Raw genomic sequence first — 26,749 nt, 5'->3', positions numbered from 1 at the left:
TTCTCAAACTCTAAATATTTTTCTTTAATCCCCATCATATTATGCTACTAAGTAATATTTAACATATAATATTTAACTCCAAACCAAAAAAAATATATATTTATTCTTCCTTCAGAGATTAAAACCATTTAACCCCGTTATTAATTACTAATTTATTTAAAGTAATATCAACTTTCATTTGATTAAATAGTAAAAGATAATTAATAACTTATTAAATACTTTTATAGAGAGTTTACATAGGGGTTGAAATATTGGATTTGATAGACAACTTAAAACAAATATCTGAATCTATAGATAAACAAAAAGACAATGTATTAACTGAGGAAGCAACTAAAAACGCTTTAATTATGCCTTTTATAAACGCATTGGGTTATAATGTTTTTGATCCATCAGAAGTAGTACCTGAATTTAATGCTCACTTCGGTACTAAAAAGGATGCTAAAGTTGATTATGCGATAATAATTGATGATAAACCTGTTATTCTTTTTGAATGCAAACCTTGCAATGCAAATCTTGATATTAATCATGAATCACAACTTTTTCAATATTTCTCTGCAACGGAGTCCAAATTTGGAATATTAACCAATGGAATTGACTATTTATTCTTTACTGATATCGAAGAACCCAATAAAATGGATTCTAAACCATTCTTTGAATTTAACATGCAGGATATTAGGCCAGATATTGTAAAAGAATTAAAAAAGTTTACTAAAACAGCTTTTGATTTAGATGAAATCTTATACTCTGCTAGTGAGCTAAAATACACAAGAGAAATTAAAAAAATACTTGCTAAAGAACTAGAATCACCATCCGAAGACTTTGTAAAATTTTTTGCTAAACAAGTTTATACTGGAATACTAACTCCTAATGTAAAAGAGAAGTTTGAAGGAATAACAAAAATAGCACTTAATCAATTCATTAAAGATAAAGTGAATTCTAGGCTAAAAACAGCTTTAGATGTATCTGATGACAAAGAAACTATTAAAGAAACAGAAGAACCAATCACTAGTTCAAAAAATAAAATTCTTACCACAGAAGAGGAGTGGGAAGGTTTCTATATTGTTAGAGCAATTTTAAGTGAAATAATAGATGTGGATCGTGTAGCTATTAGGGATAAAATAAGTTATTGCGGAATTTTATTAGATGACAATAATAGAAAACCGATCTGCAGATTACATTTCAATTCTTCCCAAAAATATCTAGGATTATTTGATAAAAATAAAAAAGAAGAAAAGATTCCTATTGATTCAGTTAAGGACATTTACACTCATTCTACTAAATTAAAGGATGGCCTAAATAAAATGATCCTAGAATAAGATTTTTAAATCTTTTTTTCTATTAATTCTTTTAATTCTTCCATATTATTTTCAAGCTTTTTTAATGATTTTTCCATAGTCTCTAGTCTTTCAGGCTGTTTTTTTTCTTCAGCTGGATTTTTCACAGCCCATGAGGCCAGTGATGCAATTAAAAAACCTACAAAAGTTATTCCAACAATCATTAAAATAGCAGTTATTATTCTCCCATTACGAGTTATGGGATTTATATCTCCCCCACCGACCAATGTGGTGGTTAAACTGTACCATAATGCATCATACAGGTTATGAACATTATTATTTATCCCATCTTCTATAAAATAAAAAAATTACGGTTCCACCTACTATTGTGAATAATAAAATAGCTAATGCTTCAGTTAGATGAGTTCTTCCCAGGAATTCAGTTAATTTACTGAGATCCTTCTTGAATAAAGTCAATATTTTCAATAATTTAAATATTCTAATAAATCGGAATGCTCTTAAAAAATCAAGTGGAATAAACGCTATAATATATACCAATTACTTTTTATAAATTTAATTCTTTCTTCAGATTTGTTTAAATTATAACAGAACTCAATAAACAGAATCAAACAAAGTATCAAATCAAAACGATAAATATAATCAAGTAAAACAGGATTCACACTACTGAACATAGAATAAAATATCAATACTACATCCACTACAATTAAAATCATTAAAATAATGTCTTTAGCTTTGATATACGACTCCTTAACTATCATGAAGTCCCCTTTATCATAATAATAGAATTATCAGGTATTAATAAGTTATTAAATAAAATTGAAATTAATACACTGAAACATCACATATAATATTACACGTAAAATTAAAAATTAATCAAATATAAAATATAACGACTTTAAAGTAAACAATATTTCTATATCATGAAATTATATTAATTGAATAAGAAAAAAAGAAATTTACATTTCTATGGCCTGAGGACTATATTTAAAAATAGGATAATAAAATAAAATAATATAATTTATAATAAAATCAACTAAAATTAATTATTCAATAGAAATACATTCCCAAGGTTGGGCCTCAGTATCTATAGTTGCGAATATCTCTTTTTCAACATCTTTGAATAGATCTTCACAAGTGAATTCTAAATCGGCTGATTTTTGAACAGGATACATTTTTCCTCTTCCACTTTTAACAACTATCTCTCCCTCTCGGGTTATGCCTACTACTAATTGTTTTATTTCTTTTGCCATATTAGTCAACCTCACCAAAACTTTTTAGAAAATATCTTTTAAAATAAAATTTTATAAAAATTAGAAAAGTTATAGTTATCATTTGATTTGTGATCCTACTTCAAATCAAACAATAACTAAATTACTCATTTAGGGCAAACCTAAACAAGCAATTATTATATTGTTAAACTTGCTATTTAAATATCTGGTTAAACTGAAAAAACTAAGAAAATATAAAAAAATAAATAATTAATTCAGTAAATAAACTGAATAATTCAAATAAGATGCTATACTAACCCATATCAAATAAGGCACTAAAATAAGGCCGGCTGGTTTGGATATAATATAAAATGCAAATATATTAAGCCATATAGCAATCCATAGGAAGAATATAATTACAATTCCACCTACTATGGAGTGTAATCCAAAGAAAACTAAGGACCATGCTAAATTAAGGGCCAACTGAACTGCGAAAATAATTATGGCATATCTAACTGCCTTTCTTTCCAATCCTTCTCTCCAGACTAAAAATAGAGCAATTCCCATCAGAACATATAAAGTTGACCAGATTGGCCCAAATGCCCAGTTCGGTGGGGTCCATTCAGGTTTGGCCAGGGCAGAATACCATGTTGTAATTTCAGGTAAGGTTGCCAGACTGCCAATAGTTCCAGTTACAAATACAATCAAAATAGAAAAGATTAGTTTGGGTATTTCTTTAATATTGAAACTTTCCATTTTTTATCTCCATATAGTTATAATCAAAATTTCACGAAAACTGACTTTATTTATAACATTATTCTGTTTTTTAATTCTTATTAAGTTTTTTAACAGTGATTTGTTTTGTTTTTTTAATCGAGAAATTGAATGAGTGGAGATTACAAACACAAATTGAAGAAATGTTCGTATATGATGTAGATACCCTATACTGGCTGATTTAAATAGGTGTATTTTTAAGATTCTATTTGGCCTAAAAATAATAGAATTTTATAATTTGATTTTAGAATAAAAATAATGACTTAAAATGATTATATTTATTTTTTATTTTTTTCTTGAAAATATTGGCCGGAACGTATTTACCACTATTTTGACGTAACAAGTTTTCATAAAGAAAAACATCTGTGGGGTGTTATTTAAAAATCTGAAATTTTTAAAAATTGAAAAAAGAATAGAAAATAAAAATTAATAAAGAATTTTCATTTTTTATTTCTGCAATCAAAACATAAATCTGTGTCTGTATTGGTTTTAAATATTTTTCCACATTTTTTGCAATTGATCTGTCGCAGAGTTGATTCTTTATCTACAATATCCAGTGAACACGAACACTTCCAACCCATTTTCCCTTTAAGTTCTGCCTCAAAGGCTTTATCTACTTCACAATCTTTTGCCATAACTTTTCCTCAATTTTTTTAAAAATACTTATTATTGTTTTGATTGCTATCTATTTTTAATTCAAGTTTAGCAAATACTTTTTGATATGAATATTATGATTTTGAAATAGGTATATTTATTAAATTATTGTCATTAATAAATAAACTAATAATAAGTAAAAGCATTATATATTCATTTTTGCAGAATTCGATTAATTTAAATAGGAGTAGTAAGTACACATAATAAAGTTAAAATTACTTCATTCAAAATTATAAAATTTTAGATTATTAATTTAGATATTTACTAAATTCAGAGTATTATGAAAAAATATATAACTTTAATATTCCTAGCATTGATACCTATTCTTTTTGTATCTCCTGCTATGGCCTGGTCAGTAACCAATCATCATGATATTGCAGAGCAGACATATTACTCACTGCCTGAGAATGTATCCAAAAATCTTAATTTAGATTTAATGATAGATGGTTCAGATGATCCAGATACTAAATTCTTAGATTTTAAATACCATGTTTATCCTTATAATCTTGAAAAGGCTAAATACTGGTCAAATCAGGGAAAAATTAGTTATAAAAATGGTAATTATGATTATTCTAGCTATTGCTATGGTGTGGCCACTCATTATATGTCTGATGGTCTTGCTGGCCCTCATTTTGAAAGTGGAACGTCTAAGCCTTTGCATACATTATATGAAATTAGGGCGATGTTTTTAAAACCAAAAATATCTTATTATTCAGGAAATTTAAATTCTATTTTCCAAAAAAATCATATAAAAACCAAAGAAAGCTGGGAAAATTGGATAAGTGTAGGTGATGATTCAAATATTCAGACTGACCTTAATAGGGCAGGCAGTGCATCTTATAGTGCAGTTTATAACTCCATAGAAAGTTAATTTATAGTAGGATTTAGATTAATCATATCTTCAAGTTATATCCTATTTAATTTTTACTTTTATTTTACTTTTTTTGATTATTAACACGTTTTTTATCTTCTGATATTTTTTTAGGAAATATTCCCCTCATTTTTCCTAAAAAACCTTCTTCTGATTCTTCTTTTTCTCTTTTTAACTCTTTTATTAAATCTTCCTTAGAGTTTATCTCTTTTTTAGCCTCTAAAAGTTCTTTATTTTTTCCTTTGAGCTGGTTTTCAATCTCCAAATATTCCTTTTCTATTTTTTGTAATTGTGAAATTTTAGTATCGGCGTTTATATCCGTATAATACTTCAGATTCACTTTAAGTTCTTTCAATTCTCTTTCCAGAGCAATATTTCGTTCAAGATAATCATCATATTCTAATTTGCGCTGCTGTAAGAGTATATCCATTCTGAAATAGTCTTCAGCTTTGATAATAGCAACTTCTTCGTCACATGAAAATGGATGGTCATTTTTTAAAGGTATTACATACTGTTTAGATTTGTAAGTATGTATTTCACCAGTTTTAACTTTCTTTTGAGTTTTGTGATTATAACACTTTATTTTGGAATGTGCAATTTTTATCAAAGGCTCGTAGGGAAGTAACATTATCAGACCTCGATTATATGATGATAATTTTAAAAATTTACTGATAAAATTTCAGATTAAAACATATTATTTTAATCCCTAAACAACTAAGATGGTATATCCATATAAATAAATTTAGAGAGTTTATTTAATTACTAAATAGATAATTAATAATATGTTTATAATTATTAAAAATTGTAGGTTTATTTTGCAGCACTGCTGTTAAAATTGTTCGCATATTGAAAATATTTTCTAGGTTACAATACTAAATAATAGTTAATACAAAAATAATAACAGAAATATATTGTTTTAAAAATATTATTTCGAATATTTAATTAGAATTTTCGAGGGGTAAAAAAATGGTTTCAAACTGCGATTCTATGGGTGGGCCTGTAGTAAAAGCTGCAGAAATGGCACTTGAAATGGAAAATGTAAATCATATACTTCCTTATGTTAATGAAGATGATGAGAATGAGATAAAGTCTGCATTTGAAAAAGCATCCTTTGTAAGGGAGCTTAATTCGGATGCTGCGGATCTGGCAGATTACTGGTTTTTTGAAACAGTTGTTCGTTTGCATTTAAAAGGAAAAAATGAACCATTCCATGGTATAAAATCCTCCAAAGATGATTTAAGTCCTATCATGAGAAAAGCAAAGATGGCCATGAATGAAGAAGACCTCACGGATTTATTTGAGTTTTTATCAGCTAAGCTGGAAACTGAGATGAGAAAAAGGTTCATGGAAGTTTTAAATAGTAAAGATTATGATTTTAATGAAGTGGATGAGGCCCGAGAGTATGTAAATTCTGTAATTGAATTTGTATCTTATGTGGATGATGTTCAAAGGTTTTTACATTTTAATGATTGATTAAAATCCCTAGATTTTCAGGATATGATTTTGAATATTAATCTTGTGTTTCATTGGAATAATATGTAAAGAAAGATAGGAATTCTCACTCAGAAGACAAATCTCTAAAAATAAATTAATAAAAATAATTTAATTTTAGGATCTTTTCATCATTATATCCATTATACTAGATTTTCTTTTATTTTTATTTTTATTTTCACTAGATGATTGCATTCCAGGCATCATAAGGTTAGGTGAAGATAAAAATTCTTTATTGGCCCTATCAGTTATCTCTTTAAAAATCATTTTATAAGCTTCGCACTGGTGATCTACACTTTTTATCTCCATTTTTTGAGATTCTTTATCCATAGTTAAAGCATTGTATGGGCAACCACCTCTACAGAACTTTATATAGGAACAATCTGCACATTCTTCATCTACTAATTGCTCCCAGTCTCTTAAGCTTTTTAGAGCTTCTGATTTAGATAAGTCTTCCATGGTGGGATGATCACGTACATTTCCCATTACATATTCTTCCATTCCTACAAAACGATAGCAAGGGTATATATTTCCATCAGGCCCTATGGCAAAAGTATCACCTACACAGTCGGCATAGGTACAAACGACCCCTCGGCGAACAAAAACTCCTTTACAGAGATGGTCAATATTTTTAATCTCTATTTGGCCCATGTGTTCTAAATATTGATCTAAAAGATAAATTAGTAATTCACCATACTCTTCTGGTGATATGCCCCACTCTTCAGGGTCTTCACTTCTAAGGGATGGTAGGGCGGGGTGTAATTTAAGGTCAAGATTATTCTCTAAAAAGAAATTGAATATCGCTTCTTTTTGAGCAATAGAACTGGATGTGAAAGTACTTATAAAACTAACATTTAATCCTTTTTCTTTAGCTATTTTATAACCTTGCATTGTTTTTTCAAAATAGCCTGAGCCTCTCTGGGAATCATTAATTTCAAGGGGCCCATCTAAGCTGGATCCAATGGGAATATTATATTCTGCAAAAAGTTCGGCAATTTCGTGTGTCATTAACCATAAATTAGTTTGAATTGCAAAAGCTGGATTTAAATTACTTAATTTCTGACTTAATAATTCAAGTGCTTTTTTATAGAATTCATATCCTGCTAATAAAGGTTCTCCGCCGTGAAAAGTAAAGGTCACCGGCTCGGTCCGGAAGTCTTTTAACCATTTTACGGTTTCTTCAATTATTTCAATATCCATAAGATCGGATTCTTTGTCCACTCCCCAGCAGTAGCTGCAATTAGAAGGACAATCCATAGAAGGAATTAACATTACGTGAAAGGCCATTTTAACACCGTATTTTAGATTATTATTTAAAATTATAATGATTTGAAATAATTATTTCTATTATTATTGGTTTTTTGAAGTATATAGTTTTATTACATTTATTTCAATAAAATCAAAATGAATTGAATAATAACTTATTTACTAGTAATTTTATACAATATGGAAAGTGCAATTATTTGTATCACGTTAATTAAAAATAACGGTATTTTTGGTCCTGCCCATCCGTAAATAGAAGTTTCGATGGGGTTTAAGGTGATTATCATGAAGATTATGGATACAATATTTTGAATGCAAGTAATTAGAACTATTCTTCGTCTTTTTCACCAGATTCAAATTCATAACCACAATTTTCACAAATAATGGCCTTAGTTTTGGCATGTGCCCGGTGTTCGTCGAGAATCTTTCGCTGAATAGTTTTATCCTGACAACCACATTCTGGACATTTTTTAAGAAGTTCTTCCATTTTCATTGTATCACCTTAATAAATAGTATAATACCTTGTTTTGTTTGTTATGATTTAAATATTTCTAATAAAGTAAAATCTTAGCAAAATAGTGTTTCTAGTTATCATCAATAATAAAGAAACTACTAGATCAATTTCTAATGTAATTTTTAAAATAGTTTTCATATATTTTTATTAAAAAATTTCATTATCAAAGATTAATCTACGTGAGAAAATTGAAAGATTTTTCATCTGCTTAATTGCTAATATAATTTAGAGAGTTATTATTAAAAACATCAGAAATTAATCTACATATAATAAAAAAGAGAAAAAAAAGTTAGAATGGGGCAAAAATACCCACAAATACTAACCAGGCCAGTGCTGTTTTCGCAATTAAACTTAATAAAATATAGACTTTTTCACCATATAAATAGTCTTTCCACTTTCCAATACCTTTGTATTGCAAAATCATGTTTATAGAGAACGTATTGAACATGATGAAGTAAATTAAAAGTATTAGATAGACGAAAGTTGGCGGTGCTGTATCTGAAGATCCTAAAGCAGCTATAAAGTATGCAGCCATTACTATCCACGGTGTAAATCCTGCTAAACAGCCAACTAGGTATGGTGTCCAGTCTGTTTTTTTAGGATATTGATTTAATTTTTCCATTAGATATCCGCAAAGTATCATGATTGCATTAAGAACAAATATCATTACTAATGTCCATAAATCCCAGATTCCCAGGAATTGAGCAATTAAAACAATCATTATGGAGCTTGAAAGTGCGTATTCATACCAACGATAAGGGTTTGTACCTTTTTTCAAGTTCTCATTGTATTGTTTATTTCTAACAAAAGCTATCACGAAATGAGCTACAGCGGAAATCAATAGAAACGATGCCAGAATTACTCCCAAGTATCCCACGGTGAATACTACTTGAGGATCAGGCAGTACCTCGAATGTCGGTGGTCTTAAAGAAACAACTGTGAATTTTATGTAAAAAGTGTATATGTCTCGTGTCCATTCCAGCCATAATCCCAGGCCAATTAAAATTATCCCTTGAATTAAATGCAAGAATCCTGCGCCAATGTTCCACTTTCGCAGGCTTTCAAAGGGTATTGGCGATTTGGCAATTAATTCCCTTCTAGTTTCATTATCCATATCAACCCTCCTATATTACTAATAATTATGAACTTTAAAATTATTATAGTTATTGAATATTGTTTAAAATGGAATTTAGCTTGGAGATTTGTAATTAAAAAATAAAATTAAAACTAATCAATCTCGGCAATTTCTTCCACCACGTATTTACCATCGCAAGGGCATTTTTCAATTTGTTCTCCAATAGAATATGGTGGAACCTCACTCTCAACTTTTAAAATCCTTTCAGCCATACACAAATCACATTTAGCTTTTATAATCCACATCATTTTACAGACCTCCAGATTTAATACTCTAAAACTGCTGAAATGTTGTTTAATGATTTTTTTAAACATTTAAAAAAATTATATAAACAATATTATATTTTGTTAAAACTATAATATTAATATTAAATTATTAGGAGGTATTTTATGACTGAAAGTCCTTCTTATAACGTAAAGAAAAAAGATGGAAACTTCGAAATAAGGGAATATGATGATTACATCTTAGCTCAAGTAGATTTAGAAGCGGATTATAGAAATGCATTGGGTATGGGATTCTCTATCCTGGCTAACTACATCTTTGGGGGAAATAAAAAGAAATCTAAAATTCCAATGACCACTCCGGTAGCGGGTGTAAATGTTTCTGGTTCTGAGAAGATTCCTATGACTGTTCCGGTTACTGAAGAGGTTGTTTCTGGTTCTGAGAAGATTCCTATGACTGTTCCGGTTACTGAAGAAAAGGCGGGAAAAGAGATTTACCGCATTTCTTTCACCATGCCCTCAAAATACACATTAGAAACACTTCCGGATCCAGAAGATAGTCGAATTAAGTTTAAAGAAGAAAAAAACCAACGTATGGCAGTTATGAGATTTTCAGGAAGGGCCAAGGAAGATTTATCCATTAAAAAAATAGGTGAATTAAAAATTTGGCTGGATAAAAATGGTATTGAACCAAGATCAAACTTCATTGTGGCCCAATATAATCATCCAGCAATTCCAGGGTTTTTAAGAAAAAATGAGATAATTGTCAAAATATAATTAATAATAATGAACTGAGATTATTGAATCATAATCTGTGATTTAATAAATCTAAAAATCTAAAAAGGTTAAATAAAGATTTTAAATCTTTAATTATTTTGGCATTTTTTTCATTATTTTATTTAACCAAATCTTTCTTTTAGTTTATGAATAGCCAGTGCCATATCTTCTCTGGTCATTACAGCCGTAGCATCTTCCAAATCGTCCCAGGTCATTCCTTTGAAATTGTCTACAAATTCTTGTATTTCTTTTTCATCCATACAATCCCCTCTTTTAAATTAATATAATAATATTTGGTTATCATCAAATAAACAATTTTAGAAAAATGGGTTTTAGTAAAAATTTAAAATTAAATATATTATTTAATAAAAAATCGAAAAATAATCATGAAAATTAAAATTTGAGCCGTTTTTTCAACTCTTTTTTAGCCATCTTTTCTACTTCGTCTGGAATTCCGGATTTTTTATGGCTTTTATGCTTTTTATGATGTTTATCATGTTTTGATTTTTTAGTTTGTTTTTTAACTTCTTTTAAAAGATTATCTGTAATGACATAATAATTCCCCCTATGATACAATATATTATATGAATAATCTAGATAAAAAGATCAGGTTTATTTAAAATATTAAAAATGGGATATCCAGAGGATATTTATTTTTATCCAACCTTAATTGATTAAAAATAATATGCATAAGTTACATAAATTATATTATAATAAGAATCAATAATTCCAAAAAAATCTCGAGATTAAAAAAATGAAAGAATTTGACGAGCCTATGTGTGTAGATCATTCCCAGGATAATTTTTGTCAGGAATCTGATCTGGATGTCCCGGAGGAAATTTCTCAATTAGTATTTAATCAGCCATTTGCTGTTTTAGCTACTCAAGGTGATGGACAACCCTATGCTTCAATAATAAGTTTTGCTTGTAGTTCTGATTTGAAAAATATTGTTTTTTCTACTTCTTTAAACACCAGAAAATTCAGTCTTTTATCAGAATCAGATAAAGTCGCTCTTTTTGTGGACAATCGTTCCAGTGTCCCCCCTGGTGTAAATAAAGTTAGCGGTGTTACCATCACTGGAAAATCGAAAATACTGAATAATTCTCCAGAATTTAATAAATGGGCAGATTTACTAATTAAAAAACACCCTTATCTGGATTTATTTGTAAAATCTCCGTCCAATGCCCTTATTCTGGTGGATGTTTATCGATACTTTTTGGTAAGGAGATTTCAGGAGGTTTTTGAATGGAACCCTCTTCAAAAATAATATTTTCATTTGAAAATTCACACAATCCTCCTGATCTGGATCAAGTAGGTTCAAAAACAAGAAATTTATTTTTAGCTTCAAATAAAGGATTTAAGATTCCTCGCAGCTTTTGTATAACCACGGAAGCCTACAAAAAATTCATAGAACACAATAATTTATTTTCTATAATCGATTTGGAAATTTTTAAAAAACCCTTTGAAGAAATGCGATGGGAAGAAATGTGGGATGCATCTTTAAGGATAAGATCGGCCTTTTTAAAATCAGAAATCCCTTTAGAAATCCAGTCAGAAATCATTAAGCAAATTAAAGAATTTGGTGATGATTCAAAGTTTTCTGTGAGATCTTCTTCACCCGCGGAAGATTCCAAAAAAAATTCTTTTGCAGGAATCCATGAATCTTATACCAATGTTCAGGGAATAGAAAAAATATTAGAATCCATAAAACTTGTTTGGGCTTCATTATGGAGTGATAGGGCTATTTTATACCGAGAAGAACTTGAATTAGATTCTTTAAAAAGCTCCATTGCAGTTTTAATACAAATCATGGAAAAACAACCAGTATCTGGGTTGTCTTTTTCCAAAGATCCCACTGGAAGTGAGAATAATCTTGTTATAGAATTGGTAGGAGGTTATCTCAGTAATCTGGTTGATAACATTAAAGTAGGGGAAAAATGGGTTGTACAAAGAGATAATCACAACATAATCCAGCATATTCGACCTGAGGAAACCAAGAAATTAAATCTTTCTCTTCTGAATTTAGATGATCTGGAATACATAATTACCCAAACTAAAAATATAGAAGATGCTTTTGGCTTTTCGGCTGATATTGAATGGACTGGTAAAGGCGAAAACTTCACTGTTCTTCAAGTAAGGCCTATTACTAGCATTGAAGATTCTAATGAAGAAAGAAAATGGTATTTAACCTTAACTCCCAATTTTGAAAGGCTTAAACAGCTATCTGATAAAGTTGAAAACGATTTGATACCTCAACTTGAAAATGAAGGTAAAAGGCTGGCTCTGGAAAAACCTCAGGGAATGAAAAAGGATTTGCTGGCGGATAAAATCAAAGAAAGAGCTGATATCTATTTCAAATGGAAAAAAATATACTGGGATGATTTCATACCTTTTGCTCATGGAATTAGAAACTTTGGAACATACTATAATGACCTGGTAAAACCAAAAAATCCTTATGAATTCATGGAAATTTTAAAAACTGACGATTTGTTAGCATCTGAAAGAAACAGGCAATTTAAATCGCTTTCATTATTATTAAAAAATGACCAAACTCTTAATTCAAAAATTGAATATTTTATAAACAATCAAATTAAAAGTAAAGAGCTTTTAGATGCTTTGGATCAACTCAATCAAACCAGGAAATCTTTGGAATTTGTCAAGAAATTCAAATCTTTATTAAACGATCACCTGGATTTAATGTACGAAAATCGGTCATTTAAAGACCATCCTGAGTTGATTCTGAGGAATATATGGGAACTATCAAAAAAGGAACCCGAAATAGACAATGAATCACAAATAAAAAAGGTAAATCCAATTAAAGAATTGAATTTGGAAACCTCTGTGGAAGAAAACCAACATAAAATTTCCAATAACAAAAATCAAAAAAAGTCATATCTTGACAAGTTATATTTTGCTGCAGGAGAATCAAGATTTGAAGAGGTAAATGAAGTTTTACGCATAGGAAAATTAAGTTGGAAGCTTAGAGATGACGATAATATTCTTTTAGGAAAATTAGAAAACCAGCTTTTGATTTTTTTAAACAGGGGATGTGAAATCTTAATAAATGAAGGCCGAATGGAATCTAAAGAATATTTAATTCTGGAAGATTGGGAGACCATCTATAATGCTTTATTAGATTTTGAAAATTCACTTGTTTCTATTAAAAAGAAAAAAATGGAAGTTAAAAATAGATTGAAGCCTAATTTTAAACCTAGACAACTAACTGGACAACCATCTTCGCCAGGAATTGTATCCGGGTTGGCCAGAATTATAAATTCTTTTGATGATTTCTACAAGTTAAAATCAGGGGAAATTTTAGTATGTGATGCTATTCAGCCACAAATGACCTTTTTAGTTTCTTTAGCATCGGGTATTGTTGAACGAAGAGGGGGAATGCTGGTTCACAGCTCAATAATAGCCCGGGAGATGGGAATTCCTGCCGTAAATGGGATCAGCAAAGCTACGGAACTAATTAATGATGGTGATCTGGTCACGGTAAATGGATATTTGGGGCTGGTAGTCATTGGAAAACCTGAATTTGAACTGGAAAGACGTTCTTAAGTAGATAAAATATTTTTGGTGATTGTTATAATGGGGGACTTGTATATGGAAAATGATAATAAAAATTACCATGAACTATTAGAAGAAAGGAGATATTTTCTTAAAGACAGCATACGAAAAACCATAGATTTTTCTAAAACTGATCAGAGTCAGGGAATAGCTGCCCCACCAGTGGAAAAACCACATAAATCTGCTTCTGAGAAAATAAACTTACCATTTCTTGATTGGAATGAAAAATACGATCATAACATAATTAATGCTATAAAAAATCGTAATAGTCGACGTAAGTATAAAAACGAGCCTTTATTGCTAGAAGAATTGTCATTTCTTCTCTGGGCCACCCAGGGAGCTAAATTTGCCGCGGGATCTAATGTTTTTCGTAATGTGCCTTCAGCTGGTTGCAGACACGCCCTGGAAACGTATCTAGCAATATTTAATGTTGACGAACTCGAAAAAGGTATTTACAGATATATGCCTCTTACCCATCAACTTATGATGGAATTTCCAGAAGAAAATTTGAAACAAAAGATTATTAAAGGTACATTCAATCAAAATTTTGCTGGAGAAGGTGCTTTAACTTTTATATGGACTGCTATCCCATACCGGATGGAATGGAGATATGGATTGGCGGCTCATAAAGTAATTGCCCTGGATGCAGGTCATGTTGGCCAGAATCTTTATTTGTCTTGTGAAGTCATAGATGCTGGGACCTGTGCCATTGCTGCCTATGATCAGGAATATATGGATGATCTTCTTAAAATTGATGGAAAAGAGGAATTCACTATTTATATTGCTTCTGTTGGCAAAAAATAAATTTAAAATTAATAGATTAAATATTTTATATCTGTTTTAAAATAAACTAAAATAAAATTAATTAATTAAATACTAAGCCATAAAATGAATGAAAATAGAACTTATAAGTTGATATAAGTTCTAATCCTTTTTTAGTATCTGTAAACCTTTTGGAATTTGTAGCTACTTGCCAAAGTCATTCCAGATTTACTGGTGTGGTTTTTTGTTAAAATAGCATACATCAACAAAAGATCTTTGTAACCAATGATTTTTCCTTTGAAATTCACGTAATTAGGCGCGCGTTTGTATTTTCTAATGTATTTATTAGTTGATGCTGCAATATTTCGGTAATCCTGCCTGCTTATGTATCCCTTATAAGTACTTTTTACATGGGAATTAGCGGCTTCTCTATATGAGATCGGCTTATTAATTGGACCATTCATGTAATCGGTGGCCATTAACAGGAAGGTCACTAAACGATAACCACTATAACTTTTGCTTAAAGCTTTTTTATTTTTGTTTGAGGTGTATATTCCATTTGCGACACTAGCCATGGTTGCGGGGGAAATTTTATGCGTTGCTATAAGTGCTGTGTTATAATAACGTCCTGAGCTGCTAGTAAGACTGGTAGGATGATTGGTTATTATGCTAGTTATTACATTGGCAATGTATCGGTTTTTATAATCCTGTGATTTGCCGGCACAGTCAATATTCGGTTGTATAACAAAAACTCCAGCATTTCTTAAGAATATATATGGGGTTTTAATTCCTGCAAAATACATATTTGAAAAATTATCATCCCAAGCCCTTCTAATTATAGACGTAGATTTTAAATTTAACTGTCCAGTATTGACAAAAATAACTCCTTTGTTACTTGTTGAAGCTAATTTGGCAACTGTTTTCATGGTTCCAGGACAACTGGCGGCCATGTAGACTGCGACACCATTTGATTTGGTTGAATATATGGCTCTCTCACCTTCTCCCGGATGGGGAGCATTAGGATCTACTGTAACATTTACTTTATCTTTTAAACTACCGTTTTCAATATATCCTTCAACGGAATGAAGATTAGAAACATCTTTTGTACTATTACCTGAAATACAATCTGAGGTAAGGAACACATCCACGGCACTGGCCGTATTTGAGAATATGAAACAGCATCCTAAAATTAATAAAAATGACAAAGCCACTTTTTTGGTCTTTAGATTATACATTGTAATCACTATAAATATTATTTTTTTCAGGCTTTATAAGCTTTTTCATAAAATCAAAGGTTAAACCTTATTTTAAATTTTCAACAATTTTTAGTATTTTTTGACTAATAAAATATATTGGAAAATGAATATGCAACAATAAAATAAAAATGTAATTTTAATTAATGTATATATTATAATTATTAATGTTAAATAATTAATATTGACTTTTTATTAAAAATTAAAGATATTTAATATCATTTAATTATTTAACATATTGTTTTACGTTTTCTCTTACAATAGCAGATGCACCAAGAATTTTAATCTCTTTTAACATCTCTGGAAATTTATTTTTTGTAATTAGAACATTAAATTGGGAGAAATTACTACCTTTGGTTATGGTAGGTTCATCAGAACAGTAATCATTAGAGACAAGAAATGACTTAGTATCCTCTACTCTGTGATTAGCTATGTTAAATTTCACATCAAAATATTTTCTAGCTTTAATTGCACCAAATAATTGGTCAAATATCATATGGGCCTTTTCTAACTTCTGTCCAGTACAAGTAGGGCCAGCATAAAGACCAGCACTTGATTCCATTATAGTGTCAATAATTTTTAGGCCAGCTTTTCTCAAACTGCTCCCGGTTTGAGTATTATCTATAATTAAATCTGCTCCTTTTGCAATATAAACTTCTGTGGCCCCATCGGAATTTATTATTTGCACCATGTCATTTTCCCCATCCCACAAACCTCTTATTTGGACCAGGGGAGTTTTTTCTCCAAAAATTTGTTGGTAACCTTCATTTTCCATGAAAAACTGTTTGGTAAGGTTGGGATATTCTGTAAAACATAAAATGGGTGTTTTTTTATCTGAATTGGCCTGGAAAAACTCTGTAAGGGAATCATATGGGGCTTCATTTGGTAAGGCAACTATTAATTTTGTTTGACCATAATCAAGATCTCCAATTTTTGTTATTAGATTCTCTTCAACATTTACCGATTCTTCACGCACCCAATCTTCACCAATGATTGATATATCCAGCATTCCTCTGTTTAATTCCACGGGGGCACTTTGAGGACGAGTTAAGTAAGATTTTATTTCAGAATCATTGGTAATGTCCATTTCGTTTTCTTCTTTACCAGGTTCATATCCTCTAACTTCGTATCCAGCATCCACAAATAATTGATAAGTATTTCCCCTGTTTACATTGTTTAAGCTCCCTTTGGGGAGTCCGAGTACTATTTTCTCCATAATTAAATGCAAATAAAATTAGTATTTATATTTTTTGATATTTAGAAAAAAAATAATGGTTTAAGTATAGAATTATTTATTAATTTTTTTGGGCATTAAAATTTTTAAAAATATTTATTTCATGCCTAATGGACTAATTTTCCTTAAATTCTCAACTACTTGTGCCAATGCATCAGCAACAGCATCAATTTCTTCCATTGTATTGAATCGGCCTAAAGTTAACCTTACAGACCCATGTGCTCTTTCAGGATTTCCCCCAATTCCTAAAATCACATGACTCGGGTCTAAAGACCTACTAAAACAAGCAGAACCAGTACTGACGGCAAATCCCCTCATGTCCAGATGTAATGTTATAGATTCGCCTTCAACATACTCAAAGGTTATATTTACATTTTGAGGTGTTCTATTTGTGGGATGTCCATTTAAAATAGTTTTTGGAACTTCATTTAATATTCTATCTATTAAATGATCTCTCATATTTAATAAACGTTGATTTTCGTCTTTTTTTACTAATTGGATTGCTTTAGCAAATCCCACGGCTCCAGAAATATTTTCTGTCCCTCCTCGTAGATTAAATTCTTGAAAACCACCATCCATCCATTTTAATAGCGGAGTGCCTTTACGTATATATAATGCACCAATTCCTGCAGGGCCATGAATAGTATGGGCTGAAATCGAAATAAGATCTGCAGGGATTTTATTTACATTAAGGGGAAGTTTGGTAAATGAATGAGTTGCATCAGTATGGAAAAGAACTCCTTTTTCTTTACAAATTTTTCCAATGGTTTCTAAATCTTGTAAAGTACCTATTTCCTGATTAGCATGTTGAATAGATACTATTATGGTCTCGTTGGTAATTGAATTTTTTAGATCTTCTGGATCAATAAAACCATCTGGATCGACATCAAGAAATTTAACTTGGAAACCTAGTTTTTCCAGGGATTTAGCTGTGTTAAGAACTGAAAAATCTTCTATTGATGATGTAATGACATGATTTTTTATTTCGTCTTCTTTGTCTAAATTGTTTTCATTTTCACGTTTTTTTCTTTGAGTCCAGGCCATCAAAGTTCCTTTTAAAGCAATATTACTGGATTCAGTATTTCCAGAAGTAAAGATTATTTCTTCTTTAGAAGCCCCTAATGTGTCTGCAATGATTTTTCGACTATTATCAAGTATTTCCCGTGATTCAATTCCCATTGAATATCCTGATTCAGATGTAGGAATAGCATAATTTTCAAAAAAGCATTTTTGCATCTCTTCCAATACTCTTTCATCGAGGCGGGTCATTGAAGCATTATCTAGATATGTATAATTTTTTAACATCTTTTCACCTGATTTAAAACCGGAAATTATTTGAATTTATAAATATTTTATTAAGTGTCGTTTTTTACTTAAAAAAGTCATTTAATAGTCTAATTTCATATGAAAAGTGTTATTTCCGAGTCTCTGGCTTCTTGGATATAAGTACCTACTGCACCATATTCATCAATTAAGTCCTGCTGAAGACCTTCTTTTTCAATACCCATTATTTCCATGGTCATTTCACAAGCAATTATTTTTCCACCAAGATCTTTGTAATCTGATATTAGCCGTTCTAATGATGCCACATTGGCTTTTTTCATTCGGCTTTTAATCATCCATTTACCCAGGCCTAAAAAATGCATTTTAGACAATGGTCCTTTTTCGAGACCTCCTTTTTTAAGGCGCTCTAAGCCCCAAAAAGTGAAATAAAGCGAAGCTTCCATCCCCATGGAAAGAGCACCATTGGCAATAATCAAAGCACTATATATCTTATCCATATCTCCACTATGGACTACTATTGTTGCTTTTTGACTCATAAAATCACCTTTTGATTTTTATTTTCCAGATCCCATCAGTTTCTTCCACACTCATCAATTCCATGCCTAGGGCTTCTACAGCCATTGGTATTTCTTTTTTGGAAGCGGGATGGGTTCCAGTTATTTCTACAATTTCTCCTGGTGAAGCTGTTCTTAATGCTTTTCTGGTCTCAACTAGAGGTATGGGACATGTTTCCCCTTTAACATCTACTTTTAAGTTACTCATAGAATCTCCCCTATTTTGTAATTAAAAATTCATATTAATATTATGTTTTTGAATAGTATTTAACTTCCGAAAAGAGCTAGAAACAATGATTTATTATAACAATTGTTATATATAGATATAAATATTTTGATTTAACCATAATAATAATAATAATAATAATAAAATAAATTAATTTTTCGACTATTTTTAAAATCAAATAGAAAATTAGTCATTTTTTAGTTTTAACTGAATCAAAAGAGCTTTTTATTGATTTCAACCAAGGTTTAATCATATTTTCTGGTTCTTTTTTTTCATCAAGTTCTTCTTTGCCTTTGATAATTTGGTATTGGCTATTTACAAAGTGTTCAAGCCAGTCTGCTAATTCATATTCTATTAAATCTTCAAAGAATACCCAAGCATAACCTTCATGTTCATCACTTAACTTAAGTTCTCCACTCATTATATTTCCGGACATAATTATATGAACGGCCCTTATAACAAGCAAATTTTGTTCTGAGACACCAACTACATGATCAAGGCCAATTTTTAAATTAGTTTCCTCATATACTTCTCTTAACAGTGCCTGATCAAAAGATTCCTCTGGATCTACTTTACCTCCTGGAAATTCCCATTTTCCAGGATTTGTTTTTGAATCTGTAGATCGTTTAATAATCAAAATTTTCCCGTCATCATCACTTAACAATGCTCTAACGGCCAATCCATAAACGAGGTTTTGCATGATTCCTACCATTTTATAACCTTTTTTTATCTATACTAATATTATGGGTATTCATAAAGTTAATATATAACTATGCAATGTTAAACTTATTCAAATATTAAATAAAAACTTTTATCTGTCAAATCTATCAGAATAACAGAATATTTATTTTATGGTGATTAAATGGAAAGCACTAAAATCTTTGATGTTCAGGAATTCAATATTATTTCTTCCAGTGAAAATTGTTATAAATGCAGATTTAAGTGCGAAATAATTGTTGATGAGCAAAAATCAATTAATTTATATTGTAGACATCCTAGAGGCCCAGGAAAACCTGGGCATTGTATTTATTTTAAGCCATAGTAATTTTCAATTTTTGTTTTTTAAATTTTCTATAGTACAAAGTCATAAATTTTATAATATTTTGTGCATAACTTTAAATTTCATTATTTATATAACAATTGTTATATTTTGGTCTTATCAATTAATCATGAAATTAATTAAATTTACTAAAACAAAAAATAAATGCGATAATATTTCATTTAAAGTAGCAATAGCAAGTGAAAATGGATTATTGATTGATGAACACTTTGGAAGGGCTCCTAAATTTTTAATATTCAATATTAATAAAAATTAATTAAAAGATCTTTGTTATTCAGATTCTTTTTTAAAAAATTAAATATATACTCAGTAATATAAAATACATAATCTTCTGGGATTAATATAATTAGTAATGAATTATAAATTTTATATGAGGTATTAAATGGAATCTACTAAAAACAATTATTTTATCGCTATTTTACTGGTGTTTGTTGCAACATATTATGCTTATACAAAAGCTTATTATAATGCATTAGGATGGTTTTTGCTCAGTATTACTATTTTTTTAGGTATTTATCTAACTAGGATTGGTGCTAGTAAAAAATATTTTTATATGGCCATTGCGCTGGCAGTTTTAGCTGTAATATGTTTTGTTCTAGAAATTTTTTATTAATCAAATGGTTTTATCAATAAATAAAAAATTGATTTAAAAATTTAATTTCAATTATATTTAATTTCAATTTTTTCTAATAAATGTTTAAGTAGACATCTAGGCCAATATTATTTAATATTCCCCTTATTATTGGATTTCATTTACATTTAATTAATATAATTATTAGAAATATAATTTAATACATTAAGTATACGTTATAATTACAAAAACAATATATACGATAATATTATATAAATAATGAGAAATAATTATAATTATTATTCGTAATAGATTATTGAAAAAGATTAGTATTAATTATAATATTTATTTATAAATTTAAAGGTGACGGGCCATGCTTACATCTGTTCAGAAGGAGATTTTACAAAGTTTGATTAATCTGTATCGTAATTCTAGTGGTAAGTCCATAAAGGGCGAGGAAATAGCTGAAATAATGAATCGTAACCCTGGAACAATACGTAACCAGATGCAATCCCTAAGGAGTTTAGGCCTTGTGAAAGGTGTTCCAGGACCCCGGGGCGGTTATAAACCCACAATTGAAGCTTATCATACATTAAATATTTCTGCAACAGGTAAAGAAACATTAGTTCCGATTTATAGGGATGGAAAAGAATTGAATGATATTTCTGTTGCTAAAATTGAATTTACAAGTATTCCTCATCCGGGTGAGTGTGAAGCTGCTATTAAAGCAGTTGGAAGCATAAAACAACTGGATTTGGGTGATAGAATTCGTGTAGGTCCTACTCCTGTAAATAAATTGGTTATAAATGGTGTAATTGTTGGTAGGGACGATATGGATAATATTTTGCTTTTAGATACCACGGCCATTAGAAGTATTCCTAAAAAGACAGTTCTTGATGTGGCAACCAAGGAACTTATAACTTTGAATGCGGAATATGGTGTTAAAAAATCTGCAAAAGTTTTATCGGAAAAAGGGATTGAGGGAGCTCCAGTTTTTAAGGATGGTAAAATTGTTGGAATACTAACCTTAAGTGACATTACTAAAGCTATTGCTCAAAGTAAAGAATATCTAGAAATTAGTGAAATCATGTCCAGTGATATTATAACTGTTGAAGAGGACGTCATGATATCTGATGCGATTGAAATCATGAATAAAAAGAACATAGGTAGATTAATAGTATTAGAGCATGATGGAACTCCCGTGGGAATTGTGACTAGAACAGATCTTTTAGATAATATTGCTGGATTAAAATAGAGTAATAGATTCCTAAAAGATTTTAAAATAAATTAGGATTATATTAAGAGAATATTAATAAATCAAGTTTAAAATAAATTAATTTTTAAATACTAAAAAAATTTATAATAATTTTTTGATTCACAATTAATTAATATAAATTTTTAATTTAATTAATTTTTGAATAATTTAATATTATTAATATTATAATTGCCTTAAATCAATCTTATTCAGTTATAATTATTTATTTTAGAATTTGAGTATAGTATTATCATAATAGGTTGTGTAATTTTTGAAAGATGATCATCAAGTTAATCATGTTAAAATCTCCAAAGGTATGAAAATATCCGATTTCATTGAAGAAATGGGGAATGCTGGGGTTTTAGGTGCTGGAAGAGTTTATAGGGCCACGAAATTACTTTCAGAAATGATTGAAGATCAGGAGTTAAATATATTTCTAAGTGTAGCAGGGCCCATGGTTCCGGGAGGGATGAGGGATATAATAGCTGATCTCATAAAAAAAGGTATTATCAAGGTAATTATAACCAGTGGAGCAAATCTTACACATGATCTTTTAGAATCCTTTGGTGGTTCTCATTATCGAAACTATGGATTTGATGATGAAAAACTTCATGATTCGGGTATGGGTCGTATAGGTGATATTTACACAAAATCTGAGGATTTTGAGATTTTTGAAAACGAAATAAATCATATATTAGAAAAAATTGCAAGTGAAACTGAAATCACTTCCATTCAAGAATTTATTTACCATGTTGGAACACAAATAACCGATGAAAATTCTATTATAAAAGCAGCAGCAGATAATAATGTTCCAATATATGCTCCAGGGATTATTGATAGTATGCTGGGCCTTCAATTATGGATGTTCAATCAATCCAACAAACTTGCTTTGGATGCGGTAGCTGATATGCACCAACTTTCAGATATAGTATTTGAGTCTGAAAAAGTAGGAGCCGTTATTTTAGGTGGAGGCCTTCCCAAACATTATGTGTTAGCTTCTAATCTTCTAAAAGGTGGTGTTGATGCTGCTATTCAAATAACCATGGATAGGAGTGAAGCGGGAAGTTTAAGTGGTGCTCCCTTAGAAGAAGCCAAGTCTTGGGCCAAGGCTCGGGCAGGTTCTAATTTAGTAACAGTTGTTGGTGATGCTACAGTTCTTTTCCCCCTGATTCTGGCTGGAGCGCTGGATTTAGTAGATTCCGGGGAGAATGAATAACTCATAGGTATTTAATATGGAAATAATTGTACTAGCTCTTTTTTATATGCTTTCTGGATTTTTGATGAAATTTTCAGATGATGCATATGATGAAAGAGGAGATAAAAAATTTGCATCTATAGTGGGAATTATTTGCGGCCTTTGCATTGGATTTTTAGTTGTTAATAGTGTGGATGCGACTTATATTTTCTTTGCAATTCTTTTAGGAACTTTATTTTCTAAAAAAATAGATGGTGTTCACCATATTTTGACTTTAGCAACATTTGTACTGGTTGCATTTATTTATGGAGTTCCGCAGATAAGCATATTAACTTTGATTATATGTTCCATAGCTGCATTTATTGATGAAATTGGTAATGATAATCAGAAAATTAGTGATAAAAGTCACTTTTTTGGAATTTTCTTTAGATATAGGTTTGCTATGAAGATAACAATATTTTCACTGGCGTTTTTAGGGCTTTATCAATCATTAACTGGATTTGATATGTTGAATATGGAATTTTTAAGTTTCTCAGCATTCATTTTATTCATTCTATTTGAAATTTCGTATGAATTTACTGGAAGATATTTTGAAAGAAGTTATAATTGGATTAAAGCTATTTTATAAACTATTTCTAAAAAATACTTCTAAAAATATTCTAAAAAAAAACATGTCTAAAAAATATATTATATCCTAAATTAACGAAAAAAAATACATTAAAGAACTTTTTATACTTAAAAATATTTTAAAAATTAATTTATAGATTATTTTATTGAATCAATAATATTTTGCACTGCACTTTCAGGATCTTCTGAAAGATAGATGGATCTTCCCACAATTAAAGCGTCTGCATACTGTAAAGTTAGGCCAGGATCACCACCCTGGGTTCCGACACCAGGGGATATAATAAATGAATCTTTTCCCACAATTTTTCTAATTTCGCCCAGCCGGTCTAAACGTGTTGAGGGTGCAACATAATTTTTTATTCCTAATTCAACACCCATTTGTGCAATATTATCTGAAACTCCTTTTAGAAACATCTCTGCACCGGGATGTGACATTTCAGTAAGTAAGAAAATATCTTTTTTATTATCTTGCGCCACTTTATTACAAGCGGTTACACTGTCTGGACCAACAAAACCGTGTACTATCACTGTATCCGCACCCTGTTCTAGAGTAGTCTGACAAATTTTTGCATTGGTTTCTGGAATATCTGCAACTTTAAAATCAGCTATTATTTTGCAAGAAAAATTTTCTTTAAAAATAGAGAAACATTCTAATCCTACAGATAATGCTAATGGATATCCTATTTTTACAGTATCAATGTAATCAGAAACTTGCTCTGTAACTTCCAGGGCGTGATTTAAATCCATTAAATCCATGGCCAGTATTATTTTATTTTTGACCTTCATAATAGGAAATTATGATGATTATCTTTTATATCTTTGATGTTTAATTGGTGTTTTTAGTTTTTTGTAGATTAAACTTTATTTTTAAATTAATATTTGATTAATTCAAGTAATTCTTATTTTAATTAAAAATTAATTGAAAAGATTTATATATTATTTTATTAAAGTTTACTTTAATTACTATTAAGTTAAATTGAAAAGATTTATATTGGATGTTATTCAAGTAAAGTTGAAAAGAATTAAAGGAGACTTTAACTATGCATATCATGGAAGGATTTTTACCCTGGCAATGGTGCCTCTTTTGGTATATGGTGGCCCTACCAGTGGTTGCTTACGGTGTAATACAAATAAAAAAGATCACAGACGAACATCCAGAATCTAAACCTCTTTTAGCTGTTTCAGGAGCATTTATCTTTATTTTATCATCATTAAAACTCCCATCTGTTACCGGAAGTTGTTCTCATCCTACTGGTACGGGTTTATCAGCCGTACTTTTTGGGCCAGCAGTTACTAGCGTTTTAGGTGCTATTGTACTGGTATTTCAAGCTTTACTTATAGCTCATGGTGGAATAACAACTCTAGGAGCTAATATTTTCTCAATGGGTATTGTAGGTCCATTTGCGGCATGGTTGGTTTACAAAGGTGTCAAAAGAATTGGGTGGGGCCCTTCAATAGGAATATTTTGTGCAGCAGTTGTTGGTGACTGGTTAACATATGTAACTACTGCTACTCAACTATCTTTGGCTTTTCCTGTTCCAACATTTGGAGCTGCATTTGCAAAGTTCATGGTAATTTTCGCTTACACTCAGGTGCCTCTGGCCATAGCTGAAGGTCTTTTAACGGTAGTAGTGTTTGATTATATAATGAAACTAAGGCCGGATATTCTGGTAAAATTAAAAGTTATCAGCCCTAAAGCAGAGGAAACTCCTAAGGCGGTGGCCTAATGGTAGATAAAAAACCAATTATTTTACTCGCATTGGTGGCCATAATTATTGCAGTTCCCATGATAATGTACAGTGGTATGGGTGAAGAAGAAGGATATTTCAGTGGAGCAGATTCTCAAGCAGGACCTGCTATTGAAGAAACAGGTTATCAACCATGGTTCGGCTCTATTTGGGAACCTCCCAGTGGGGAAATAGAAAGTCTTCTATTTGCTCTTCAAGCTGCAATTGGTGCTATAATAATTGGATATGTATTTGGATATTATAATGGTCAAGCCAAAGAGAGAAAACGAATAGATGAAGAACAAAAATGATATTTTAAGTGTATATGTTTATTAGATTGTATACTTGCAGGTGAAAATGTTTGAAAACACATTAGATAATTTTGCTCATCATAATGGCCTTAGGGGAACAAATGTTTATTTAAAAGTTTTGTTTGCTCTTTTAACTATGTTAGTGAGCTTAATATCAACTTCACCCGTTGTTCCAATCATTATAACATTTTTAATGTCATTTTTAATTATTTTTAAAGCTAAGATACCTTGGAAATTTTATCTGAAATTCCTGGCCATTCCATTTATTTTCGGATTTTTAACCTTTGTTTTCATGGCTTTTTTCTTTGGAGTTGGAGCTACCATACTTGAATTAAATATTTTCAATCTAGTAATAACGGTTGATGGATTTAATCTGGGTTTTCTTGTTTTCGCCAGAGTAATGGGTGGTTTTTCCTGTATGGCCTTTTTGGCATTCACTACTCCAATGACTGAGCTTTTTTCAGTGCTTGACACTTTTAAAATTCCTAAAATTGTATTAGAAATTGCTATGATGATGTACCGTTATATTTTCGTCTTTTTAGATGAGTCCCTTAATATGTACTATGCCCAACAAACTAGATTAGGTTATCAAAGCTTTAAAACGTCATATAAATCTTTGGGGATGCTAGCCAGCAATCTGTTTATTAGATCATGGATTAAAGGTGAAAGGGTTTATGTTTCTATGGAATCAAGAGGATATAATGGATCTTTGTATATTAACAATTATCAAAACAGCATTGGGATTAAAAATTTAACTATTTTGGTTTTATTTGAATCTGTATTGATATTAGGCGTTTATTTAAGTGGAAATTTTAGATTATTTTAATTTTTTTATTTTTATTTAAATTAGATTTATTAGGTATCACCTTTTTTAAGTTGATTATTATAATATATTTATCGAATTTTTACTACTGCAA

34 protein-coding genes are annotated in these 26,749 nt (G+C 30.0%); 15 read left to right on the top strand and 19 right to left on the bottom strand.

Features of this window, described 5'->3' with window-relative positions; translation table 11 throughout:
- Positions 1 to 251: 251 nt before the first annotated feature.
- Positions 252 to 1,316 carry a type I restriction endonuclease gene (locus tag Q7I96_02155; GenBank protein ID MDO9626416.1) on the top strand — a complete coding sequence of 355 codons (1,065 nt, stop codon included), beginning with the start codon at positions 252 to 254 and terminating at the stop codon, positions 1,314 to 1,316.
- Positions 1,317 to 1,321: 5 nt separating this feature from the next.
- Here Q7I96_02155 and Q7I96_02150 read toward each other — a convergent pair whose 3' ends face one another.
- The 5 genes from Q7I96_02150 to Q7I96_02130 form a co-directional block, all read right to left on the bottom strand.
- Positions 1,322 to 1,630 carry a potassium channel family protein gene (locus Q7I96_02150; GenBank protein ID MDO9626415.1) on the bottom strand — a complete coding sequence of 103 codons (309 nt, stop codon included), beginning with the start codon at positions 1,628 to 1,630 and terminating at the stop codon, positions 1,322 to 1,324.
- A gap of 186 nt (positions 1,631 to 1,816) precedes the next feature.
- On the bottom strand, positions 1,817 to 2,053 hold the full coding sequence (locus Q7I96_02145) for a hypothetical protein (GenBank protein ID MDO9626414.1): 237 nt from the start codon (positions 2,051 to 2,053) through the stop codon (positions 1,817 to 1,819).
- A gap of 285 nt (positions 2,054 to 2,338) precedes the next feature.
- On the bottom strand, positions 2,339 to 2,545 hold the full coding sequence (locus tag Q7I96_02140) for a hypothetical protein (GenBank protein ID MDO9626413.1): 207 nt from the start codon (positions 2,543 to 2,545) through the stop codon (positions 2,339 to 2,341).
- 228 nt (positions 2,546 to 2,773) lie between these two features.
- Complete coding sequence (locus tag Q7I96_02135; GenBank protein ID MDO9626412.1) at positions 2,774 to 3,259, bottom strand: TspO/MBR family protein; 486 nt, start codon at positions 3,257 to 3,259, stop codon at positions 2,774 to 2,776.
- Positions 3,260 to 3,717: 458 nt separating this feature from the next.
- On the bottom strand, positions 3,718 to 3,912 hold the full coding sequence (locus tag Q7I96_02130) for a hypothetical protein (GenBank protein ID MDO9626411.1): 195 nt from the start codon (positions 3,910 to 3,912) through the stop codon (positions 3,718 to 3,720).
- Between the two features lie 299 nt (positions 3,913 to 4,211).
- Here Q7I96_02130 and Q7I96_02125 point away from each other — a divergent pair, with 299 nt between their 5' ends.
- Positions 4,212 to 4,802, top strand: a complete 591-nt coding sequence (locus Q7I96_02125; GenBank protein MDO9626410.1) for a zinc dependent phospholipase C family protein — start codon at positions 4,212 to 4,214, stop codon at positions 4,800 to 4,802.
- A 64-nt stretch (positions 4,803 to 4,866) separates the two neighbouring features.
- Here Q7I96_02125 and Q7I96_02120 read toward each other — a convergent pair whose 3' ends face one another.
- On the bottom strand, positions 4,867 to 5,430 hold the full coding sequence (locus tag Q7I96_02120; GenBank protein MDO9626409.1) for a hypothetical protein: 564 nt from the start codon (positions 5,428 to 5,430) through the stop codon (positions 4,867 to 4,869).
- 338 nt (positions 5,431 to 5,768) lie between these two features.
- Between Q7I96_02120 and Q7I96_02115 the strand changes: the two genes are divergently transcribed.
- Entirely contained in the window at positions 5,769 to 6,275 is a 507-nt protein-coding gene (locus Q7I96_02115) for a DUF6448 family protein (GenBank protein MDO9626408.1), read from the top strand.
- A gap of 135 nt (positions 6,276 to 6,410) precedes the next feature.
- Here the strand turns inward: Q7I96_02115 and Q7I96_02110 are convergent, their stop codons facing one another.
- The 4 genes from Q7I96_02110 to Q7I96_02095 all read right to left on the bottom strand — a co-directional run bounded on the left by Q7I96_02110 (position 6,411) and on the right by Q7I96_02095 (position 9,453).
- Positions 6,411 to 7,580 carry a TIGR04083 family peptide-modifying radical SAM enzyme gene (locus tag Q7I96_02110; protein MDO9626407.1) on the bottom strand — a complete coding sequence of 390 codons (1,170 nt, stop codon included), beginning with the start codon at positions 7,578 to 7,580 and terminating at the stop codon, positions 6,411 to 6,413.
- Positions 7,581 to 7,884: 304 nt separating this feature from the next.
- The gene (locus Q7I96_02105; protein MDO9626406.1) at positions 7,885 to 8,049 is read right to left on the bottom strand and encodes a TIGR04165 family Cys-rich peptide; all 165 of its coding nucleotides are present in this window, start codon (positions 8,047 to 8,049) and stop codon (positions 7,885 to 7,887) included.
- 310 nt (positions 8,050 to 8,359) lie between these two features.
- Complete coding sequence (gene heR, locus Q7I96_02100) at positions 8,360 to 9,184, bottom strand: heliorhodopsin HeR (GenBank protein MDO9626405.1); 825 nt, start codon at positions 9,182 to 9,184, stop codon at positions 8,360 to 8,362.
- 113 nt (positions 9,185 to 9,297) lie between these two features.
- Positions 9,298 to 9,453: a hypothetical protein gene (locus Q7I96_02095; GenBank protein MDO9626404.1), complete on the bottom strand. Its 156-nt coding sequence runs from the start codon at positions 9,451 to 9,453 to the stop codon at positions 9,298 to 9,300.
- 141 nt (positions 9,454 to 9,594) lie between these two features.
- Here Q7I96_02095 and Q7I96_02090 point away from each other — a divergent pair, with 141 nt between their 5' ends.
- On the top strand, positions 9,595 to 10,203 hold the full coding sequence (locus tag Q7I96_02090; GenBank protein MDO9626403.1) for a heme-binding protein: 609 nt from the start codon (positions 9,595 to 9,597) through the stop codon (positions 10,201 to 10,203).
- 122 nt (positions 10,204 to 10,325) lie between these two features.
- On the opposite strand, the gene Q7I96_02085 is transcribed toward Q7I96_02090, so the two are convergent.
- Positions 10,326 to 10,463 (bottom strand): hypothetical protein, encoded by a 138-nt coding sequence (locus Q7I96_02085; protein MDO9626402.1) that lies wholly within the window; start codon positions 10,461 to 10,463, stop codon positions 10,326 to 10,328.
- A 133-nt stretch (positions 10,464 to 10,596) separates the two neighbouring features.
- Positions 10,597 to 10,779 (bottom strand): hypothetical protein, encoded by a 183-nt coding sequence (locus tag Q7I96_02080; GenBank protein MDO9626401.1) that lies wholly within the window; start codon positions 10,777 to 10,779, stop codon positions 10,597 to 10,599.
- 178 nt (positions 10,780 to 10,957) lie between these two features.
- Here Q7I96_02080 and Q7I96_02075 point away from each other — a divergent pair, with 178 nt between their 5' ends.
- From Q7I96_02075 to Q7I96_02065, 3 genes are read left to right on the top strand one after another with little or no spacing between them, the layout of a single operon-like run.
- Positions 10,958 to 11,470 (top strand): pyridoxamine 5'-phosphate oxidase family protein, encoded by a 513-nt coding sequence (locus Q7I96_02075; protein ID MDO9626400.1) that lies wholly within the window; start codon positions 10,958 to 10,960, stop codon positions 11,468 to 11,470.
- Positions 11,449 to 13,764: a PEP/pyruvate-binding domain-containing protein gene (locus Q7I96_02070; protein ID MDO9626399.1), complete on the top strand. Its 2,316-nt coding sequence runs from the start codon at positions 11,449 to 11,451 to the stop codon at positions 13,762 to 13,764. The genes Q7I96_02075 and Q7I96_02070 overlap by 22 nt, the downstream gene beginning before the upstream one ends.
- A gap of 45 nt (positions 13,765 to 13,809) precedes the next feature.
- The gene (locus Q7I96_02065) at positions 13,810 to 14,577 is read left to right on the top strand and encodes a SagB/ThcOx family dehydrogenase (GenBank protein ID MDO9626398.1); all 768 of its coding nucleotides are present in this window, start codon (positions 13,810 to 13,812) and stop codon (positions 14,575 to 14,577) included.
- Positions 14,578 to 14,708: 131 nt separating this feature from the next.
- On the opposite strand, the gene Q7I96_02060 is transcribed toward Q7I96_02065, so the two are convergent.
- The 6 genes from Q7I96_02060 to Q7I96_02035 all read right to left on the bottom strand — a co-directional run bounded on the left by Q7I96_02060 (position 14,709) and on the right by Q7I96_02035 (position 19,798).
- A complete protein-coding gene (locus tag Q7I96_02060) occupies positions 14,709 to 15,770 on the bottom strand; it encodes a pseudomurein-binding repeat-containing protein (protein MDO9626397.1) in 1,062 nt (353 codons plus the stop codon).
- A 244-nt stretch (positions 15,771 to 16,014) separates the two neighbouring features.
- On the bottom strand, positions 16,015 to 17,004 hold the full coding sequence (locus Q7I96_02055) for an ATP phosphoribosyltransferase (protein MDO9626396.1): 990 nt from the start codon (positions 17,002 to 17,004) through the stop codon (positions 16,015 to 16,017).
- Between the two features lie 114 nt (positions 17,005 to 17,118).
- A complete protein-coding gene (locus Q7I96_02050; protein ID MDO9626395.1) occupies positions 17,119 to 18,327 on the bottom strand; it encodes a cysteine desulfurase family protein in 1,209 nt (402 codons plus the stop codon).
- Positions 18,328 to 18,422: 95 nt separating this feature from the next.
- Positions 18,423 to 18,842, bottom strand: a complete 420-nt coding sequence (locus Q7I96_02045) for a DsrE/DsrF/DrsH-like family protein (GenBank protein ID MDO9626394.1) — start codon at positions 18,840 to 18,842, stop codon at positions 18,423 to 18,425.
- Positions 18,843 to 18,846: 4 nt separating this feature from the next.
- Positions 18,847 to 19,068 (bottom strand): sulfurtransferase TusA family protein, encoded by a 222-nt coding sequence (locus Q7I96_02040; protein ID MDO9626393.1) that lies wholly within the window; start codon positions 19,066 to 19,068, stop codon positions 18,847 to 18,849.
- Between the two features lie 208 nt (positions 19,069 to 19,276).
- A complete protein-coding gene (locus tag Q7I96_02035) occupies positions 19,277 to 19,798 on the bottom strand; it encodes an NUDIX domain-containing protein (GenBank protein ID MDO9626392.1) in 522 nt (173 codons plus the stop codon).
- Positions 19,799 to 19,948: 150 nt separating this feature from the next.
- On the opposite strand from Q7I96_02035, the gene Q7I96_02030 reads away from it, so the two are divergent.
- The 5 genes from Q7I96_02030 to Q7I96_02010 all read left to right on the top strand — a co-directional run bounded on the left by Q7I96_02030 (position 19,949) and on the right by Q7I96_02010 (position 23,795).
- Positions 19,949 to 20,128, top strand: coding sequence for a hypothetical protein (locus Q7I96_02030; GenBank protein ID MDO9626391.1), 180 nt, complete (start codon positions 19,949 to 19,951; stop codon positions 20,126 to 20,128).
- Positions 20,129 to 20,528: 400 nt separating this feature from the next.
- A complete protein-coding gene (locus Q7I96_02025; protein ID MDO9626390.1) occupies positions 20,529 to 20,759 on the top strand; it encodes a hypothetical protein in 231 nt (76 codons plus the stop codon).
- A gap of 331 nt (positions 20,760 to 21,090) precedes the next feature.
- Entirely contained in the window at positions 21,091 to 21,972 is an 882-nt protein-coding gene (locus Q7I96_02020) for a CBS domain-containing protein (protein MDO9626389.1), read from the top strand.
- A 271-nt stretch (positions 21,973 to 22,243) separates the two neighbouring features.
- Positions 22,244 to 23,188: a deoxyhypusine synthase gene (locus tag Q7I96_02015; GenBank protein ID MDO9626388.1), complete on the top strand. Its 945-nt coding sequence runs from the start codon at positions 22,244 to 22,246 to the stop codon at positions 23,186 to 23,188.
- Between the two features lie 16 nt (positions 23,189 to 23,204).
- The gene (locus Q7I96_02010) at positions 23,205 to 23,795 is read left to right on the top strand and encodes a hypothetical protein (GenBank protein ID MDO9626387.1); all 591 of its coding nucleotides are present in this window, start codon (positions 23,205 to 23,207) and stop codon (positions 23,793 to 23,795) included.
- Between the two features lie 137 nt (positions 23,796 to 23,932).
- On the opposite strand, the gene pyrF is transcribed toward Q7I96_02010, so the two are convergent.
- On the bottom strand, positions 23,933 to 24,580 hold the full coding sequence (gene pyrF / locus Q7I96_02005) for an orotidine-5'-phosphate decarboxylase (GenBank protein ID MDO9626386.1): 648 nt from the start codon (positions 24,578 to 24,580) through the stop codon (positions 23,933 to 23,935).
- Positions 24,581 to 24,834: 254 nt separating this feature from the next.
- Between pyrF and cbiM the strand changes: the two genes are divergently transcribed.
- Genes cbiM through cbiQ form a run of 3 tightly spaced genes read left to right on the top strand, consistent with a single transcriptional unit; the run spans position 24,835 to position 26,658 of the window.
- Positions 24,835 to 25,521, top strand: a complete 687-nt coding sequence (gene cbiM, locus Q7I96_02000) for a cobalt ECF transporter S component CbiM (GenBank protein ID MDO9626385.1) — start codon at positions 24,835 to 24,837, stop codon at positions 25,519 to 25,521.
- The gene (locus tag Q7I96_01995) at positions 25,521 to 25,832 is read left to right on the top strand and encodes an energy-coupling factor ABC transporter substrate-binding protein (GenBank protein MDO9626384.1); all 312 of its coding nucleotides are present in this window, start codon (positions 25,521 to 25,523) and stop codon (positions 25,830 to 25,832) included. Before cbiM ends, Q7I96_01995 begins: the two co-directional genes overlap by 1 nt.
- A gap of 46 nt (positions 25,833 to 25,878) precedes the next feature.
- Complete coding sequence (cbiQ, locus tag Q7I96_01990) at positions 25,879 to 26,658, top strand: cobalt ECF transporter T component CbiQ (protein ID MDO9626383.1); 780 nt, start codon at positions 25,879 to 25,881, stop codon at positions 26,656 to 26,658.
- The last annotated feature ends 91 nt before the right edge of the window (positions 26,659 to 26,749 follow it).

The organism is Methanobacteriaceae archaeon (assembly GCA_030656015.1).
Lineage (GTDB): Archaea > Methanobacteriota > Methanobacteria > Methanobacteriales > Methanobacteriaceae > UBA349.
This window is presented reverse-complemented; position numbering and strand designations above follow the sequence as displayed.